This is a genomic window from Virgibacillus sp. AGTR, from assembly GCF_016919725.2.
GTDB lineage: Bacteria > Bacillota > Bacilli > Bacillales > Amphibacillaceae > Virgibacillus > Virgibacillus salarius.
Genome location: NZ_JAJERH010000009.1, coordinates 20079 through 37177, shown reverse-complemented (window position 1 = coordinate 37177; position 17099 = coordinate 20079). Strand labels below are relative to the sequence as shown.

Below are 17099 nucleotides of genomic sequence, written 5' to 3'. Positions count from 1 at the left end.
ATAGAGGAGAGAGGTTCCGATGAGTTACCAATGGTTAGATTGGGCAAGAAGATTACAATCTATATCCCAAGCTGGTTTAACTTTCACGAAGGATATATATGATCGAGAGCGCTATGAAGAGCTACAGCAAATAAGTAAAGAAATAATAGAGAGTTATTCGGAAATAGAGATGCAGCAATTATCGAACTTATTTGCATATGAAAAAGGATATCAAACACCTAAACTTGATGTGAGGGGTGCAGTATTTAAAGAAGAAAAAATATTAATGGTTAGAGAAAAAATGGATGATAAATGGTCACTGCCTGGAGGCTTTTGCGAAGTGGGGTTATCACCTAATGAGAACATTGTGAAGGAAATATGGGAAGAATCAGGGTATCATGTCGTGCCAACAAAATTGCTTGCGTTGTTAGATATGAATAAGCACTCTCATCCGCCACAACCCTATCACTATTATAAACTATTTATTCGTTGTGAAATTGTTGGTGGAGAGGAGAGTACTGGTATTGAAACGAAAGGGATAGACTTTTTCGCAGAGGATCAGCTGCCAGTTCTTTCTGTCGGTCGAAATACCGTAGATCAAGTTAAAACCCTATTTGAATTTAGTCGTAATCCTACAAAACAAGCGATAGTAGAGTAGGTAGTTAAAATCATGTCTCTGCATCAAAGCAGGAAAAATTAGTACAGCTATCGAAATAGGATTGTATAGAAAGGAAAATTGATGTACTTACAATACTTATTTCATGAGCCAATTCAATATATTACTAAATTAACGCCTAGCTACGAAGATCAGGCAAGTGATGTTTCGTTTGTGCAAACGAAGCGTCAGGCAGTGGTTGTACGTATTACGAGAATGGTAGATGAGCAGAGTAATGATTTTGGGTGGAAATGTAAAAGAATATTTGGGATTGATCCAAGAAACGTATTTTCCTTAGAACGTATAAATAATACATTAAATAATCTAACTTCCTGACCAAGGGTTGTTCATAAGGGGAAATCGTTTAATAGAGAATTCGTAGTCGTAGAGAAGCTGGAAGGGAAAACGCTTGAATCGTTTGTTGAACGACCTCCTGCTGTGCTACAAGGTCTTGGAAAAAGATTGGCAAAAATTTATTAGTATCAGCAATTTTTGTTCCAATGCAATTTTTAGCTGTTAAGAATGGTATAACAGGTTTAATTCGTACAGAGGCTTATGCCTATTGCACCAAGAGATTTAGACTTTATTGGATTGGAATACGTTCTAGATAATTCTTCTGCATTAAGTTTAGGAAGGGTTATGAGTCGATATGGGAGCTTCCTGATTTAAAGCATGTAGACGGTTATCCCACATATAATTGGCAGTAAGCCCCACTTCAAGCAATAAAGTGAAACCAATATGGATAAGTGGGGGATCGACTACCAGTAAATGTCCGATTGGTTCAAAGGCTTTAGGTCATACCCTTGTGGTACGAACAAGCAGTTGAGGACAGCAAAACCCCCACTGATTGAAGTTTCAATGTATCGTTAGCTATATTGATTATTAGCGGTACAAGGTGACATGGATGTGAAGGTATGACTAGATTATAAGGTGCTATTTTAAGGGAGGAAGACGAAGATGAATCCTGTTTTGATTGTCGGTGCGGGTCCAACAGGACTTGTATTGGCTTTAAGTATGACTAAGTTTGGGGTTCCAATTAAAATTATTGACAAAGCAGATGGACCAGGTACTTCTTCTAGGGCAATGGCCGTGATGCCTAGAACGTTAGAGTTTTACAATCAGCTTGGCATTTCCGGTGCAATCATTAATGAAAGTATTAAAATAAAGGAAATGCAGCTACATGTGGATGGGAAAAAAAGAGCTCGTATGCATGTTGGTAGTTTAGGAACAGGGTTAAGCCCATTTACATCTCCATACAGTTTTCCGCAGGATGAGCATGAAAAACTACTTCTTGAAAAACTAAACGAATTTGGTATAACTGTCGACTGGAACACAGAGCTTCTTTCTTTTCAAGAAGATCAAAAATGTGTAAAAGCAAAAATGCTTCAGGCTGGTCATGCTTTGGAAGAAGAATTTGCTTATATCTGTGGTTGTGACGGTGCTGGAAGTGCAGTTCGGCATCAAATCAACGCAGATTTTCCTGGGGGAACTTACGAACAGCTATTTTACGTCATGGATATTAAAGCTACAGGTAGACCGATAGACTCGCAACGAATATCGCTTTGTTTTAGAGGAGAGGAATTTGTTGTACTTTTACCTGTTCGTAGTAAGAATACAACGAGGGCGATTGGTATATTTCCAAAACAGCTTGTTAATAGTCGTGACGATGTTGATAAGCTAGTATCCTTCATGGAAGAGGCTTATCAGTTGGACATAAAACAGGTTAATTGGTTTTCTACATATAACGTTCATCATAGGGTCGCTAGTCATTTTACTAAGGGTAGAGCATTTCTTGTCGGTGATGCTGCACATATTCACTCTCCTGCTGGTGGTCAGGGAATGAATACTGGAATTGGCGATGCGGTTAATCTCGGCTGGAAGCTTGCTTCTGTCGTACACGGAAAGGCGAAGGAAGAGTTACTTCATTCGTATGAAGTAGAGCGGAGGGCTTTTGCCGAACGCTTGGTAAATACCACGGATCGTGCTTTTACAAGTGTGGTTTCTGGCAGTTTTATCAATCGATTATTACGAAAACAAATTGTCCCAAGGCTTATACCCCTTGTAGATCATTCCATGCGTATTAAAGAGCAGCTATTTAAAATTATTTCACAAACGCAAATTGAATACACTCAAAGTCCACTAAGTAGTGGCAAGTATATGGGAGTAGAGTCAGGACAACGGCTTCCATTTACTGGAGATAACTATCAAACATTACAAACCATGGATTGGCAGGTTCACGTATACGGGTCAGCTTCTGCTCAATTATTGAATTTTTGTAAGAAGCGTGGATTACCTCTTCATACTTTTAGTTTTGATTCAATTGCGGAGCAAAAAGGATTACAGAAAGAAGCGATGTATTTGCTTCGTCCGGATGGTCATATTGGTCTCGTTCATTCCTATCAGGATATACAACGATTACAGGAATACCTTGATAACTGGGGTATTACTCCGTTCCATGCCAAGCAGTAACAAAAGATAATTTGAAACATGGTTATCCCGCTTTTTTAGCGGGATTATTTTTATGGTTTTACAATTACTATAGGGGGGTATAGTATATTTGTATTGGAAATAATAACTAAGCAAATGATAAGAGTGAGGAGGGTATTTTATGAAACAAAAACATCAACACCATAATCATGAGCATCATCATACACATGTAGATCGAGAAAGCAATCAAGATAAGCACATGCACAAGCATCATCATGAAGAGCACAGCCATCACGGTCATCATGACCACGGTGACATGGTAAATGATTTTAAGAAACGATTTTTTATATCATTGATTATCACTATTCCAATTCTAGTGTTATCTCCAATGATTCAGGGATTTATTGGTGTGAATTGGCGATTTCCATCTGATCAATATATTCTATTTGCGCTAGCAACAGTTATTTTCTTCTATGGCGGTTGGCCGTTTATCACAGGTGGCATCCGTGAATTAAAAGATCGTAATCCTGGAATGATGATGCTTATTGGCTTAGCCATTTTAGTTGCTTACGGGTATAGCTCTCTAACGGTCTTTGGTTGGGAAGGTAAAGACTTCTTTTGGGAGTTAGCAACATTAATTGATATCATGCTACTTGGTCATTGGGTAGAAATGCGTTCGGTGATGGGCGCGTCCAATGCTCTTGAGCAATTAGTCAAGTTAATGCCTAATGAAGCACATAAACTAGATGAAAATGATGAAATAGAAGATGTACCATTGTCTGAATTGGCAAGTCGTGATCGTGTACTTGTTAAGCCTGGAGAAAAGATACCCGTAGACGGTACCATCCTTGATGGAAAATCTGCAGTAGATGAATCCATGCTTACTGGTGAGTCAGTACCCGTTGAAAAAGTAAAAGGTGACGAAGTAATAGGTGGTTCTGTAAATAAAGAAGGGTCGCTAACTATTCAAGTGGAGAAGACGGGAGAAGCGTCATTTTTATCTCAAGTTGTTACGATGGTGAAAGAAGCGCAGGAATCAAAATCGAAAACGCAGGATCTCACTAATCGAGCTGCCAAATGGTTATTTTATCTTGCCTTATTTGCAGGGTTAGCTACATTAGTTATTTGGCTGCTGCTTGGGTACTCTTATGATATAGCCATTGAGCGAATGGTTACGGTTATGGTTATTACTTGTCCACATGCTTTAGGGCTAGCTGCACCTTTAGTCGTTGCAGTTTCAACATCCATCTCTGCAAAAAAGGGGCTACTCATTCGTAATCAAGCTAACTTTGAAGGTGCAAGGAATTTAAATGCGGTTGTCTTTGATAAGACTGGTACGTTAACCAAGGGAGAATTTGGCGTTACAGATATTATTGCAGATAAAGGGTATCAAAAAGATGAGGTACTTGCTTATGCTGCGAGTGTTGAGCAGAATTCAGAGCATCCAATTGCAGCCGGAATTATTGGAGCAGCCAAAGATAAAGCTATCTCATTAAACAAGGTAAATGATTTTGAATCGATTACTGGCAAAGGGATTCAGGGAAAAGTAGATGGCAAAACGATTAACGTTGTCAGTCCCAAATATGTACTTGATAATTATCTAACATTTGATCGGAAGCTGTTTAGTAAAATGTCGGAAGAAGGTAAGACCGTAGTATTTGTGCTGGTTGAAGAGGAATTAATCGGTATGATTGCGCTTGCTGATATGGTAAGGGATACAGCAAAAGAGGCGGTTAGATCGTTGAAGAAACAGGGTATTCATTCTATTATGCTAACTGGAGATAATCAGAAGGTGGCAGATTGGGTTGCTAAACAATTAGGAATAGAAGAGGTTTATGCTGAAGTATTGCCAGATGATAAAGCGAATCAAGTGAAAAAAATTAAGGAAAAGGGTTGGAAAGTTGCTATGACTGGAGATGGTGTCAACGATGCACCTGCATTAGCAACTGCGGATTTAGGAATTGCAATTGGTGCAGGAACAGACGTAGCTATGGAGACTGCTGATGTTGTTCTTGTAAAAAGTAATCCAAATGATGTGGTAGAACTAATGGATTTATCACGGAAAACGTACCGAAAAATGGTGCAAAATCTATGGTGGGCAACAGGTTATAATATATTTTCTATTCCGCTAGCTGCTGGCGTGCTCGCGCCGATTGGAATTGTTCTTAGTCCAGCGGTTGGTGCAGTGCTAATGAGTTTAAGTACTATAATCGTAGCAATTAATGCGAAATTATTAAAAGCATAAATGTAATAAAGCGGCTTAAGGTTCCTCCCAAGCTGAGGGATAAAAAAACTAGTATATATAAAGCCTAGTAATCATGTTATTCTTTCATCGTAAAAGGAAATAGCAGAGGGATGACTCGTGTTGTATTTTCGCAGGAGTCACCCCTTATGCCTCTACGTTATTAACGTGTTTTCCATAGGATGAGAATCATCACCATTTCAAAAAAATGAACGATAAAGGTTCGAACGACTTTCTGGAAATAACTTCGTATCTTCCGATTCATATCGTTTGGAGCTTCGTTCACTCGCACCCTTTTGAGTAATGTTAATATATAATGATCCGTAATACCGTTTCATAGGAATGTGTTCCCCATCGAAAAGTGTTTTCCAAATTAAGCTCCTAATATAGTATCGACAATACCGTATTCTTTTGCTTCCTTAGCGCTCATGAAGAAATCACGTTCTGTATCTTGTGCTATTTTTTCATATGGCTGGCCGGAACGATCGGCAATTAATTGATTGATTTCTCGCCGTTGCTTAATAATGCGATTAGCATAGATATTCATATCACTGGCTTGGCCCTTCATCCCACCGTGCGGTTGGTGTATCATAACCTCTGAGTGAGGGAGTGCAATTCTTTTCCCTTTTGTTCCTCCTATAAGTAGCACGGCGCCAAAAGATGCTGCCATACCTGTACAAATAGTTTGAACATCAGGTTTAATATGGTTCATCGTATCTAAAATCGAAAAACCGGCTGATACAGAACCGCCTGGGCTGTTAATGTACATTGAAATATCTTTTTTTGGATCTTGAGATGCTAAAAATAGTAATTGTGCAGTTACTGCGTTAGCGAGTGTATCATCAATTTCAGAACCGATAAATACAATACGATCTTTTAATAACCGTGAATAAATATCATAGCTCCGTTCTCCGTGATCTGATTGTTCTACAACATAAGGAATTGGTACGTTCATACGTTAACACCTGCCTTTATCGTTTAAGAGGAGTAATTGAATGAGGTAAAGGCTGTTCCTTATTCAGAAATATGTTAAGCAGCCATTTTACTTTCCATGGTATTTGGTGTATGTTGTCGTTGAGCATATAAGGCGCGAACAGAAGCATTATCTGTCAGTAAGTTTGCTAGTAGTTGAACATCATCGTTTTGTAATGCATAGGTGTATAATTGGATACGTAGCACCTGATCTTCATCTATTGGTGAATCAAAATCTAAACTTTTTCGAACCTCATCCTTTACTTTTTGTCGTGCTCGAAAAAGATTTGCCTTAACGGCTCCAATGCTTACATTTGTCAATTGAGCAATTTCTTTGAGGCTGCATTTACAAACATCTGCGAGTAAGAAAAAGATTTGTTGGTTTATAGTCAATTTGGATACTAACTGATTTAATAGATGCACAAGATTTTGCGAAAGTATATCACTTGTCGAATCGGCAATTTGTTTTTCGTAATCCTCGTATGGGATTATTGGTAGCTTTTTTTTACGTAGCTCATCAATCCATGTGTTTCTGGCAATTGTAGAAAAATAAGCTTTTTTTAGTGATGTAGGTTGATGTTTCTTCCAATTCACATAGGATTTTACCCAAGTTGTTTGCATGAGATCTTCTGCATCATGGGTGTTCTGTGTGAAGTGCAAACAAGCCTTCCAAATAGAAGCTACACACTTATTCCAAGCTTGTTGAAAATCGTTATCCATGGAAAACACTCCTTTTTCAATCTCCCCTTTCACATGTATTAACGAAAAAACGGCATAAAAGGATACGGATAGTTTAAAAAAATAAAAAAAAGAATACTATCTATGTAGTATTACAATGAATAGGATAATATGGGGAAATACGTAATTCAAAAACACCTGTTGCATCTATGAATAGAACATGATATGCTTAACAGGCTATGCAAAAAAATAATTTATACAATATTTTTATCCAATTATATTATATCAATTATTTTTTGTGAAGTCAACACAAATGAGTAAAATAGTTGAATGGGGTTGGTTAAATGAGTTCGAAACATGGTGATTGGGTGGTTGAGCAACAAAGAGTAGAAAAGGTGATGGAAGAAATTTATAAAAAGGAAGAAAAACTACTTTCAAAGACTTCGGAATTGAAAGATAGTGTTATCGACCTTCGTAAAACATTTTGGGACGATGTGACAGTTAACTTGGATGAACCAGATGATGTAATTGAAACAGAAGCTAGCATCAAACAACAAGCTGAGCTATTAGCTCAAAAGGAAAAAATTCATGGAAGCATGGCTAAAGAACTTCAAACGCTAAAACAATTAAAAAATAGCCCATATTTTGGAAGAATTGACTTTAAAGAAGATGATGAAAAGACAGCAGAACAGCTATATATTGGTATTTCCTCTCTTATGGACAGAGAGGAGAAAGATTTCTTAATCTATGATTGGCGCGCACCCATATCAAGCCTATATTATGATTACACCTTAGGTAAAGCTGCCTATCAAACGTTGGATGGTATGGTGATGGGGAATATATCATTAAAAAGGCAATTTATTATACGAAATGGTGAAATAAAGGGAATGTTCGATACCGGATTGACTATTGGAGATCAGCTGCTTCAGGAGGCGTTGGGAAATAATGCTAGCTCTACAATGAAAAGTATAGTTGCTACTATACAGAAAGAACAAAATAAAATTATTCGCAATGAAAAGAGCAAGCTTTTACTTGTACAGGGAGTAGCTGGAAGTGGTAAAACATCAGCAGCGCTACAGCGTATTGCATACTTAATGTATCGTTATCGTAGTGAATTAACCCCTGAGAATGTGGTTTTATTTTCACCTAATCCACTATTTACGAGCTATATAAATAATGTGCTTCCTGAACTAGGAGAGACTAATGTGAAGCAATTAACTTTTTTTGATTATTTACAAGATAAGGTTGGGGAGGCAATGAGTATTGAATCTCCTTTTGCACAAATGGAATATTTGCTCACTTATCAAGAAGATGCTAACCGTCATTTTCGATTAAACAATATTAAATATAAATCAACAATAGCATATAAGCATCTACTTGACGCATATATAGCTGACCTTCATGCGGAAGGAGTACAATTTAAAAATATTTCATTTCGTAAACGTATTTTAATACCGAAGGAGAAGGTGAAGGAATATTTCTATACGATGGATCCAAATATATCCTTGCCAAATCGAATAGAGTTAACCGTTAAGTGGCTATTGAAAGAGCTTTATCAATTTCAAAAAGAAGAACTGAATAAAGATTGGGTTGAAGAGAAAATAGGACTGCTAGATAAAGCTGCATATGTGAAAGCGTATTATGAAGCTCAGGAGCAGGATGGGGATAGTGCAGTTGATGAAGAGTTAATATTAAGGAAGGTTGTAGTAGCCAAGATGTTCGATTCATTAAAAAGGCAAATAAAACAGTTAGCCTTCGTAAACGTTTTAGCTACTTATAAGAGGTTCTACACGTGCTGGGAGTCAGATGAGCTACCAGAAGACTGGACGTCATTTTCCTCCCAAACGGCAAGTAATTTATCAAAAAACTTTTTGACTTGGGAGGATGCTGCTCCATACGCTTACTTCAAAAGTCAACTCCTTGGTGATGAGACAGACCGTGCTGTTCGCCATTTATTCGTGGATGAAGCACAGGACCTTTCCGAGTTTCAATTTGCTTATATAAAGCATATGTTCCCTTATACGAGGATGACTTTATTAGGGGATATCAATCAAGCAATTAATGTCCATACATCAAGGGATAATCCGCTACAAGCAATGGGCGAGGATAATACTGAACGGATAACATTAACAAAAAGTTATCGTTCTACCAAGCAGATTGTTGAATTTACAACGTGTTTTGCTCCAGGAAAAGAAGTAATTGAACCATTTGAAAGGCAAGGAAATAAACCTAAGCTGCTGTATCTTAACAAGACAGAAAAAGAGGTCCTACTTACCTCAGTAAATGAACTTTTAAAAATTGGGTACGAAACGATTGCTTTTATTTGTAAAACAAAAAATGAATGTGTGGCTATCTATAACTTACTCAGCCCATCTATTTCTGTTACTCGAGTGGATGAGGAGACATATTCCTTTAAGAAAGGAATACTTATTATACCTGTTTATCTAGCGAAGGGGATTGAATTTGATGCGGTTATTATCCCAGATGCATCAACGAATCACTATACGGAATCAGACCGAACAGTATTTTACACAGCCTGTACACGTGCGATGCATGAGCTAGTTATGGTAACAGCGGCTGAGCCGTGTTTGTTTATCCATGAAGCTAAAACGGATACGTATGTAGTGGCCAATGGATAAGAGTTGTTGCCTTAGTCTAAAAGATAAAAAATGAAGATACTCCGAACTGCAATCCGAGGAATACGAAATTTTCCCCACATATAACTGGCAGTAACTGCCAGTTATATGTCCGGTTGGTTCTAGGGCTTTTAGGTCATATCCTTGTGGTACTACCAATTAGTGGGGGGTAAACAAAATTCACTAATTGAAGTTTCTATTTAAAGAGGTGGAAAGATTTTTTCTTAATAAAGGAGCTAAAACGCTTGCTTTTTTTCTGAAAATAGTATAAGTTTCATATATGCAACATTATTAGTTGTATAAAATATTTGTTTCTTAGGTTAATTAATTTGTCTTAGAGACAAATTAATGATTGGTAGTTCAGGTATTTCAAATTGCTCTTCCGGGGTGGTAGCCGGAAGAGCGCCCCCTTTGCCGCAATTTATTAGAAAAAGGAGCAAATTTGAGATGTTCAGGCTTATGCGTGAATCACTGCAATGGAGTAGTAATATTAGCTTTTTAACATTTGGAATGGCTTTTTTGTTTGCGTTGATTTCAACATTATTTCAAGAAGGTTCAGGATTATTTCTTAGTCTACTCATTGTGTTTGTCTTTATTATGATAGGAATTATTGGCGATACGATTGGCTTAGCTGCAGCAACTTCACAAGAGAATCATTTTCATGCTATGGCTGCTAAGAAAGTCAAGGGAGCAAAGGAAGCAGCATTTATTGCAAAGAAAGCCCCTTTATTTTCAAGTCTTTTTAATGATGTTGTCGGTGATATTTCAGGAATCGTTAGTGGGGCAGCTTCTACGGCTGTCGTATTCCAACTGGCTAAACTGGTTCAAACTTCCGAAGGTTCCATATGGTTTATTATTATATCTGTTGTATTAACAAGTATTATCGCTGCTTTTACAGTAGGGGGAAAGGCAATTTGTAAAACGCTTGCGATCTATCATTCTACGAATATTATTTTATATACAGGTAAAATGATGTATTACTTAAAAGCCTGTACACGTATATTTGCAATTTGGAAAAAGGAGAATCGTTCAGTACATATGCAAAGACGTTAAGCTGACGTGTTGCTTCGCGGAAGGTGAAGATTCTATATTGCTTTTCGCTCCTTGAATAAAAAGAACGGGAAAAGTATCTCAACGGACTGCGGATGAAAGGGTATAAACCTTCATCCTTTTTTATAAGTTAAGAAAGTATAAAATCAGTGCAATGACTGCGTTAAGCCAAGTAGTTATTTTGAATGTTAGATGTATATTGGCAATGCTCCGACTAATTACTTCGCTTTCGGCGGGAACGGCCTCAACTAACTTTGCAAAGAAGAACACGTTGCAAAGTGGATTTTCGGCTCGCGCAATTCCCGCAGGAGTCTACGTAATTAGTATCCGCTATGAGAAGGTGCAACAATTCTTGTCATAAGAAATAGGTTGACTTTTTTTACAATGGGTAAAGTGAAAATCGCTATCTGTGAGTATAAAAGCAGCTGTGTTACTTCATGCTAGCGTTGTAGAGCCTGATAATAGCGAAGGCCGGCCACTTCAACTCCTGTGGGAAATGTTTGACCTGAAGATCCACTTTTTTGAGCGGGTTTTGCTAAAAAAGTTAGCTGAAGGACAAACCCCACGGAAAGGGAAGTGGGCAGCCGGAGTGGTGGTCAAGCAGTAGCTATTATTCCATAATAGCTACTAGAGGAAGCGTAAATCTGAGCATTTAGTGATAAGGAATGAGCAAATTTTGCTCCGTTTTTTTTATTTCTCATTATGTTGTCCATTAATATGGAATGGAGTCATATTTATTAAAAATCAGTTGACAAAAGGGGGTTAATCCCATATCATTTTAAATGAAATTAATAATCATTCTCAATTATATAGTGTGGGTAATAATCTAATTAGCAGAAAGTAACCCTGATCCTATTTTCTTATTATTTACTGAGAAGAAAATACTGGTCAGTCTATGAAGAAGCTATATAGTAGATTTAGTCGAATAAAGCATAAGGTGCGTTGGAAGTTATGGGAAAAACAAATAAAGTGCACGTAGTTATATTAATGACTGCACCCCTTTGGATTATACTTATTACTTGTTTATCAGTGGTTTTGGGGACAAAATCGATTGCTTTAACTACCGTTTGGGATGCAATTATTAACTATGATCCAGAAAATGTCGATCATGCAATAATCATAGCGTCACGTATACCTAGAGCTCTTGGTGCATTAATAGTAGGTGCCTTTCTAGCGATATCGGGAGCGGTTATGCAGGGGATGACAAGAAACTATCTTGCATCCCCTTCCATTATGGGAGTTACCGATGGATCAGCTTTTGTAATCACTATTTGTATGGTGTGGATGCCAGGTATGTCATCGTTACAAATGATCCTTTATTCTATGCTTGGTTCCTTATTAGGAGCAGGAATTGTATTTGGCTTTGGTTCACTTTTACGGAATGGGTTGTCACCTGTGAGATTAGCTATTATTGGCACCGTTATTGGTACGTTTTTAAGCAGTATATCATCGGCCATTTCCACCTATTTTCAAGTGTCGCAAAATGTGAGCTTTTGGTATAATGCACGACTTCATCAGATTGATCCATCCATGTTAAAAATCGCAATTCCTTTTGGCATAGTAGGAATCTTGATCATTATATTTTTAGCAAAATCAATTACTATCTTGTCATTAGGTGAAGACGTATCTGTTAACTTGGGACAACGAACGAAGCTTGTTAAAGCGATGACTGTTATAGCTGTTGTTATGCTGACAGGTACCGCCGTAGCACTAGTTGGAAAGATAGGTTTTGTAGGTCTAATCATTCCTCATATCACTAGATTCTTAGTTGGTATAGATTATCGCTGGATCATTCCTTGTGCTGGCGTAATTGGCGGCGGATTCTTGGCGTTATGTGATGTGTTAAGTAGATTTATCAATTATCCGTTTGAAACGCCAATTGGTGTTATCACTGCTTTTATTGGAATCCCTTTCTTCCTTTATTTAATTCGTAGTAGGGGAGGAGAGAAGCATGCATAAAGCAGATAGACGTCGATATATTACAACATTATTGCTTATTTCAGTTTCGATATTAGTGGCGATTTACATAAGCATTACAAATGGATCGTTTGATATTACGGTATCAAATGTTTTTCGAACCATTTTACGTATTAACCCTACAGAAGATTATGATTTAGTTATTTTTGATTTTCGACTACCACGAATTGTTATTGCTGGTTTAGTTGGGTTTGGACTCGGTATAGCTGGTGCAGTTATTCAAGGGATTACTAGAAATGGTTTAGCTGACCCAGGGATACTTGGTATAAATGCCGGTGCTGGAGCGGCGATTGTATTGTTTATGTTTTTCTTTAAAGATAAGATAACGGATACGGGATTGTTAGCTATTATGATGCAGCCACTCTTTGGGTTAATTGGTGGTCTTATAGCGGCTACGATTATCTTTCTCTTCGCTTGGAAAAATGGAAAATTAGATTCCCAACGTCTTCTGCTTACGGGAATAGCTATTGGATCAGGTTTTGGAGCATTTTCCCTTTATATTTCGTTAAAAATGAAAGCATCTGACTTTGAGATGGCAACGGTATGGATTTCTGGAACAATATACAACGCTAATTGGATTTATATTCTATCTATGATTCCTTGGATTATTTTATTTATCCCAATCATCTATAAAAAGGCTTATTTATTAGATTTATTTCAATTAGAAGAATCAAATTTAAAAAGCTTAGGTGTTTCCGTAGAGAAAGAGAAAATACTACTTCTAATAAGTAGTGTTGCTCTTGTCAGCGCTTGTGTTTCTGTATCTGGAAGTATAGGTTTTGTAGGGCTTATGGCTCCACATATAGCAAGAAGACTCGTTGGACTACAGCATAGATATGTGATTCCTATATGTGGATTACTTGGTGTACTACTTGTCATCGTATCAGATTTTATAGCAAAAACGGTTTTTGCCCCAGCAGAGTTGCCTGTTGGTATCGTGATATCGATTATCGGTGTACCGTATTTTCTATATTTATTAGTAAAAACGAAAACATAGGGAGGGGAAGGCAAATGAGTATTTTGCAGGCGGAGGCATTGGAGACTGGTTATGAAAGACATACGGTGTTCAGAGATCTTCATTTACAGGTGAAGACTGGTGAAATCACGACAATTATTGGACCAAATGGCTGTGGGAAATCAACCTTATTAAAAACAATGGGAAGAATTTTAAAGCAGCGTAATGGAAAAGTATTCTTACAAGGCAAAGAACTTAATCATATACCAACAAAGAAAATTGCCAAACATCTAGCTATGCTTTCGCAAAATCCTACTGCCCCTGGTGAACTGAAGGTGGAAGAGCTTATCACATATGGACGTTATCCACATCGGAAAAATGTCAATAAATTAACAAAGGAAGATCGTAAGGTTATTGAATGGGCAATGGATATTACCTCCACTACATCCTTCCGTGACCGTAAAATAGGTAATCTATCAGGTGGTCAAAGGCAGAAGGTTTGGTTGGCGATGGCACTAGCTCAGGAAACGGAAGTACTATTACTAGATGAACCGACAACGTACCTTGATTTAGCTCACCAATTGGAAGTCCTACAGATTGTACAACGGCTTAATAAAGAGCATGGTTGTACAATTGTAATGGTATTACATGATATTAATCATGCTGCTAGGTTTTCAAATGAGATTGTGGCAATGAAGTCTGGTGAAGTTATTTCTGTTGGAAGTCCTTCAGATATCATTACAAACGAAGTATTAAAGGAAGTCTTTGAAATTGATGCAAGAGTAATGATAGACCCATACGATAATTCCCCAGTATGTTTTGGATATGATAGTATACAAGCATAAATAAATGTAAGGGGGAAATAGGTTGAAAGAATATAAAACATCGCCTGTAATTACATCTGGAGCAGAGAAATGGTCGATGACTTCGAGGTACGGTAGGCGATACGATATTTACATCTCTATACCAAAACAGCCAGCTCCGGAATCTGGTTATCCAATTATCTATGTTTTGGATGGGAATGCTTTTTTTCATACATTTCATGAGACGGTGAAAGTACAATCTGCTCGATCAGAAAAAACAAAAGTGATTCCGGCTGTTATTGTAGGCATTGGTTATCCGGTTGATGCCGCTTTTGCATCTGAATTTAGAGTGTACGATTTTACGCCACCTACTTCTGTGGAAAATTTACCACCCAAGCCTGATGGTAGTGCATGGTCTGAAAATGGTGGAGCAGAGGAGTTCTTTCATTTTATTACGCAGGAATTACAGCCATGTATAGAGCAACACGTTTCCATTGATCGACAGAAACAAACATTATTTGGTCATTCTTTGGGAGGATTATTTGCATTGTATGTTTTATTTTCAGGAACGTCTGCATTTCAAACCTTTATGATAACAAGTCCTTCAATATGGTGGGGAAATCGCGTCATATTGGAGCTAGTAAAGAACTGGGCCGCTAATACCGATATAAGTGAAAAGCGGGTGTTTCTTGCTGTTGGTGAATTAGAAAAAGATCATATGGTAAATGATGCACGTGATCTCGCTATTCGACTGGAAGAGCTAAGATCAAAAGGATTAACAACGGTATTTTATGAATTGACGGATGAGAATCATGTATCCGTTGTACCAACTGTGATAAGTAGAGCAATAAGGTTTTTACATATGCATTCAGGTTAAGCATACGATAGTTAGATTTATTCCACATATAAGCGGCCGTAAGATTCCAGCTTCAAGCAATAAAGTGAAACAATTATTGGTAAGCGAGGGATAGGCTGCCAGTAAATGTCCGATTGATTCAAAAGCCTTTAGGTCATACCCTTGTGGTACTACCAAACCGTGGGGGATAAACAAAAATCCCCAAGGATGGAAGTTTCATTTTATTCCAAGTATGGAACCAGTTGTATGAAACCGTAAATATGTTTGACATTAGGAACGCTTTACTTTATGCTAAGCATATTATAAACAAACGGTTACATTCGTTGACGAGAATGAGTAGGTATAAATGTGGATCTTTAGAGAGTTGGTGATTTGCTGCAAGCCAATGTTCCCATTATGCTGAATATCCTCTCTGAGAAGGAAGGCTGAATATTCATTTAAGTTTTCCCGGGGACCCGCCGTTAAAAGGGGCGCGTATGATAGTACGTTGATGAGTGCTAGATAATTGTATTGCATATACATTATCTGGAATCAGGGTGGTAACACGGGTGGAAACTCGTCCCTATCTAGGGGCGGGTTTTTTTATGTATATAAAAGGATGACGATACGAACCGTATAATAGTAATCATTCAAATGGAGTGGGTGGAGGATTTTGAGGTGGATCGTACTTCCGGTAATTAGTATAAAAGTATGTCAATTTCGGGGAATTATGGAAAGAAATTTATTGGTAAAGTCAATGGAATTTGGAAAAAAAGACACCATGAAAACAATTAACGTGGAAGATGAATCGATCGATATAGCTATAGATATAGAAAGTAACTAAAAATTTCAGGGAGCGTAGCCTTGATTATGCTCAATCTATTTAATAGTCAGTTATAGTTTATTCCAAATTGTCTGTTGGCATGGATGACTTTAATTACGCTATAGACTTAATGGAATACAAGAAATGCCATGGAGACTAGTAGCTCCATGGCATTTTTATTACATTATTTATTATAGGCTCCATGCATAACCGGTCCTACATATGCATTCAATTTCCATCCAGAAGTAATTGCTGCTGTTACAAAGTCCTTTGCATCTCTGACAGCATCTTCAACGGATTTTCCTTTAGCCAAATTTGCTGTAATAGCAGCAGCAAATGTGCAACCAGCACCATGATTATAAGTTGTATTAATCTTATCCTTTTCCAAAAGTGTAAAGGAGTTTCCATCATAAAAAAGGTCTAACGCTTTTTCGTAATCAAATGCTTTTCCACCTTTAATAATGACATTTTTAGCACCTAGTTCATGGATTTTTACAGCAGCCTCTTTCATACCATCAACTGTTTTAATCGGTCCTGTTTGTGCAAGTTGTCCTGCTTCAAATAAATTTGGTGTTGTGACAATTGCATGTGGTAGTAAAAGTTCGCGCATTGCGTCCGTGTTCTCTGGCTGAAGGACCTCGTCATCTCCCTTACATACCATCACAGGATCAAGAACATAATTACGCAGTTGATATTCTTCAATCTTTCTTGCACCTAATTCAATAATATCAACAGAACCTAGCATACCCGTTTTCATAGCATCAACGCCAACGGATAGAATGGTATCCAATTGCTTTTCTACAATATTAACATCAATGGGTGAAACATGGTGGCTCCAACCATCAGGATTCATTGTCACGATTGAGGTAAGTGCTGTCATACCGTAAACATCATGCTCTTGGAATGTCTTCAGATCCGCCTGAATTCCAGCACCACCGCTAGAATCAGAGCCAGCAAGAGTTAAGGTTTTTTTCATTGTCATTTATATCGCCCCAAACTTAAGATTCTTCGTTCTTCTTATAGAATATAACAGAAATTCTGAGAATGAAAGTATTAGATGCTGTAGG

At 37.6% G+C, this 17099-nt stretch carries 15 protein-coding genes and 1 other annotated feature; of the genes, 12 read left to right on the top strand and 3 right to left on the bottom strand.

The genetic code is table 11. From position 1 onward, the window contains the following. The first annotated feature begins 19 nt into the window (after positions 1-19). The 4 genes from JUJ52_RS06155 (at position 20) to JUJ52_RS06140 (ending at position 5306) form a co-directional block, all read left to right on the top strand. Positions 20-637, top strand: a complete 618-nt coding sequence (locus tag JUJ52_RS06155) for an NUDIX hydrolase (RefSeq protein ID WP_166529835.1) — start codon at positions 20-22, stop codon at positions 635-637. A gap of 81 nt (positions 638-718) precedes the next feature. Then, positions 719-970 carry a hypothetical protein gene (locus tag JUJ52_RS06150; protein ID WP_026683054.1) on the top strand — a complete coding sequence of 84 codons (252 nt, stop codon included), beginning with the start codon at positions 719-721 and terminating at the stop codon, positions 968-970. Between the two features lie 621 nt (positions 971-1591). Then, a complete protein-coding gene (locus JUJ52_RS06145) occupies positions 1592-3103 on the top strand; it encodes an FAD-dependent monooxygenase (RefSeq protein WP_205389463.1) in 1512 nt (503 codons plus the stop codon). A 139-nt stretch (positions 3104-3242) separates the two neighbouring features. Beyond that, positions 3243-5306 carry a heavy metal translocating P-type ATPase gene (locus tag JUJ52_RS06140; RefSeq protein ID WP_162986348.1) on the top strand — a complete coding sequence of 688 codons (2064 nt, stop codon included), beginning with the start codon at positions 3243-3245 and terminating at the stop codon, positions 5304-5306. A gap of 370 nt (positions 5307-5676) precedes the next feature. Here the strand turns inward: JUJ52_RS06140 and JUJ52_RS06135 are convergent, their stop codons facing one another. Both JUJ52_RS06135 and JUJ52_RS06130 read right to left on the bottom strand, forming a co-directional pair. Further along, positions 5677-6258, bottom strand: coding sequence for an ATP-dependent Clp protease proteolytic subunit (locus JUJ52_RS06135; RefSeq protein ID WP_026683057.1), 582 nt, complete (start codon positions 6256-6258; stop codon positions 5677-5679). Positions 6259-6332: 74 nt separating this feature from the next. Further along, a complete protein-coding gene (locus JUJ52_RS06130) occupies positions 6333-6995 on the bottom strand; it encodes an RNA polymerase sigma factor (RefSeq protein ID WP_026683058.1) in 663 nt (220 codons plus the stop codon). A 302-nt stretch (positions 6996-7297) separates the two neighbouring features. On the opposite strand from JUJ52_RS06130, the gene helD reads away from it, so the two are divergent. From helD to JUJ52_RS06090, 8 genes are all read left to right on the top strand, one after another. Beyond that, entirely contained in the window at positions 7298-9592 is a 2295-nt protein-coding gene (gene helD / locus JUJ52_RS06125; protein WP_121604385.1) for an RNA polymerase recycling motor HelD, read from the top strand. Positions 9593-10036: 444 nt separating this feature from the next. Next, positions 10037-10642: a hypothetical protein gene (locus JUJ52_RS06120; protein WP_205389464.1), complete on the top strand. Its 606-nt coding sequence runs from the start codon at positions 10037-10039 to the stop codon at positions 10640-10642. Between the two features lie 406 nt (positions 10643-11048). Then, complete coding sequence (locus JUJ52_RS06115; protein ID WP_121603754.1) at positions 11049-11246, top strand: hypothetical protein; 198 nt, start codon at positions 11049-11051, stop codon at positions 11244-11246. 344 nt (positions 11247-11590) lie between these two features. Then, entirely contained in the window at positions 11591-12598 is a 1008-nt protein-coding gene (locus tag JUJ52_RS06110; RefSeq protein WP_205389465.1) for a FecCD family ABC transporter permease, read from the top strand. Then, complete coding sequence (locus JUJ52_RS06105) at positions 12591-13613, top strand: FecCD family ABC transporter permease (protein WP_026680299.1); 1023 nt, start codon at positions 12591-12593, stop codon at positions 13611-13613. The genes JUJ52_RS06110 and JUJ52_RS06105 overlap by 8 nt, the downstream gene beginning before the upstream one ends. A gap of 14 nt (positions 13614-13627) precedes the next feature. After that, on the top strand, positions 13628-14416 hold the full coding sequence (locus JUJ52_RS06100; RefSeq protein ID WP_026680300.1) for an ABC transporter ATP-binding protein: 789 nt from the start codon (positions 13628-13630) through the stop codon (positions 14414-14416). 76 nt (positions 14417-14492) lie between these two features. Further along, positions 14493-15251 carry an alpha/beta hydrolase gene (locus tag JUJ52_RS06095; protein WP_051388267.1) on the top strand — a complete coding sequence of 253 codons (759 nt, stop codon included), beginning with the start codon at positions 14493-14495 and terminating at the stop codon, positions 15249-15251. 293 nt (positions 15252-15544) lie between these two features. Further along, positions 15545-15797 (top strand) — a binding site (T-box leader). A gap of 85 nt (positions 15798-15882) precedes the next feature. Continuing rightward, positions 15883-16053 (top strand): hypothetical protein, encoded by a 171-nt coding sequence (locus JUJ52_RS06090; protein WP_166530409.1) that lies wholly within the window; start codon positions 15883-15885, stop codon positions 16051-16053. Positions 16054-16216: 163 nt separating this feature from the next. Here the strand turns inward: JUJ52_RS06090 and pdxK are convergent, their stop codons facing one another. Then, positions 16217-17014: a pyridoxine/pyridoxal/pyridoxamine kinase gene (gene pdxK / locus JUJ52_RS06085; protein ID WP_026680303.1), complete on the bottom strand. Its 798-nt coding sequence runs from the start codon at positions 17012-17014 to the stop codon at positions 16217-16219. Positions 17015-17099: the final 85 nt, after the last annotated feature.

Excerpts from the sequence above, each read along its gene's own strand:
- JUJ52_RS06155 (WP_166529835.1), top strand. The coding sequence starts at position 20 with ATGAGTTACCAATGGTTAGATTGGGCAAGAAGATTACAATCTATATCC.
- JUJ52_RS06150 (WP_026683054.1), top strand. The coding sequence starts at position 719 with ATGTACTTACAATACTTATTTCATGAGCCAATTCAATATATTACTAAA.
- JUJ52_RS06145 (WP_205389463.1), top strand. The coding sequence starts at position 1,592 with ATGAATCCTGTTTTGATTGTCGGTGCGGGTCCAACAGGACTTGTATTG.
- JUJ52_RS06140 (WP_162986348.1), top strand. The coding sequence starts at position 3,243 with ATGAAACAAAAACATCAACACCATAATCATGAGCATCATCATACACAT.
- JUJ52_RS06135 (WP_026683057.1), bottom strand. The coding sequence starts at position 6,258 with ATGAACGTACCAATTCCTTATGTTGTAGAACAATCAGATCACGGAGAA.
- JUJ52_RS06130 (WP_026683058.1), bottom strand. The coding sequence starts at position 6,995 with ATGGATAACGATTTTCAACAAGCTTGGAATAAGTGTGTAGCTTCTATT.
- helD (WP_121604385.1), top strand. The coding sequence starts at position 7,298 with ATGAGTTCGAAACATGGTGATTGGGTGGTTGAGCAACAAAGAGTAGAA.
- JUJ52_RS06120 (WP_205389464.1), top strand. The coding sequence starts at position 10,037 with ATGTTCAGGCTTATGCGTGAATCACTGCAATGGAGTAGTAATATTAGC.
- JUJ52_RS06110 (WP_205389465.1), top strand. The coding sequence starts at position 11,591 with ATGGGAAAAACAAATAAAGTGCACGTAGTTATATTAATGACTGCACCC.
- JUJ52_RS06105 (WP_026680299.1), top strand. The coding sequence starts at position 12,591 with ATGCATAAAGCAGATAGACGTCGATATATTACAACATTATTGCTTATT.
- JUJ52_RS06100 (WP_026680300.1), top strand. The coding sequence starts at position 13,628 with ATGAGTATTTTGCAGGCGGAGGCATTGGAGACTGGTTATGAAAGACAT.
- JUJ52_RS06095 (WP_051388267.1), top strand. The coding sequence starts at position 14,493 with ATGACTTCGAGGTACGGTAGGCGATACGATATTTACATCTCTATACCA.
- pdxK (WP_026680303.1), bottom strand. The coding sequence starts at position 17,014 with ATGACAATGAAAAAAACCTTAACTCTTGCTGGCTCTGATTCTAGCGGT.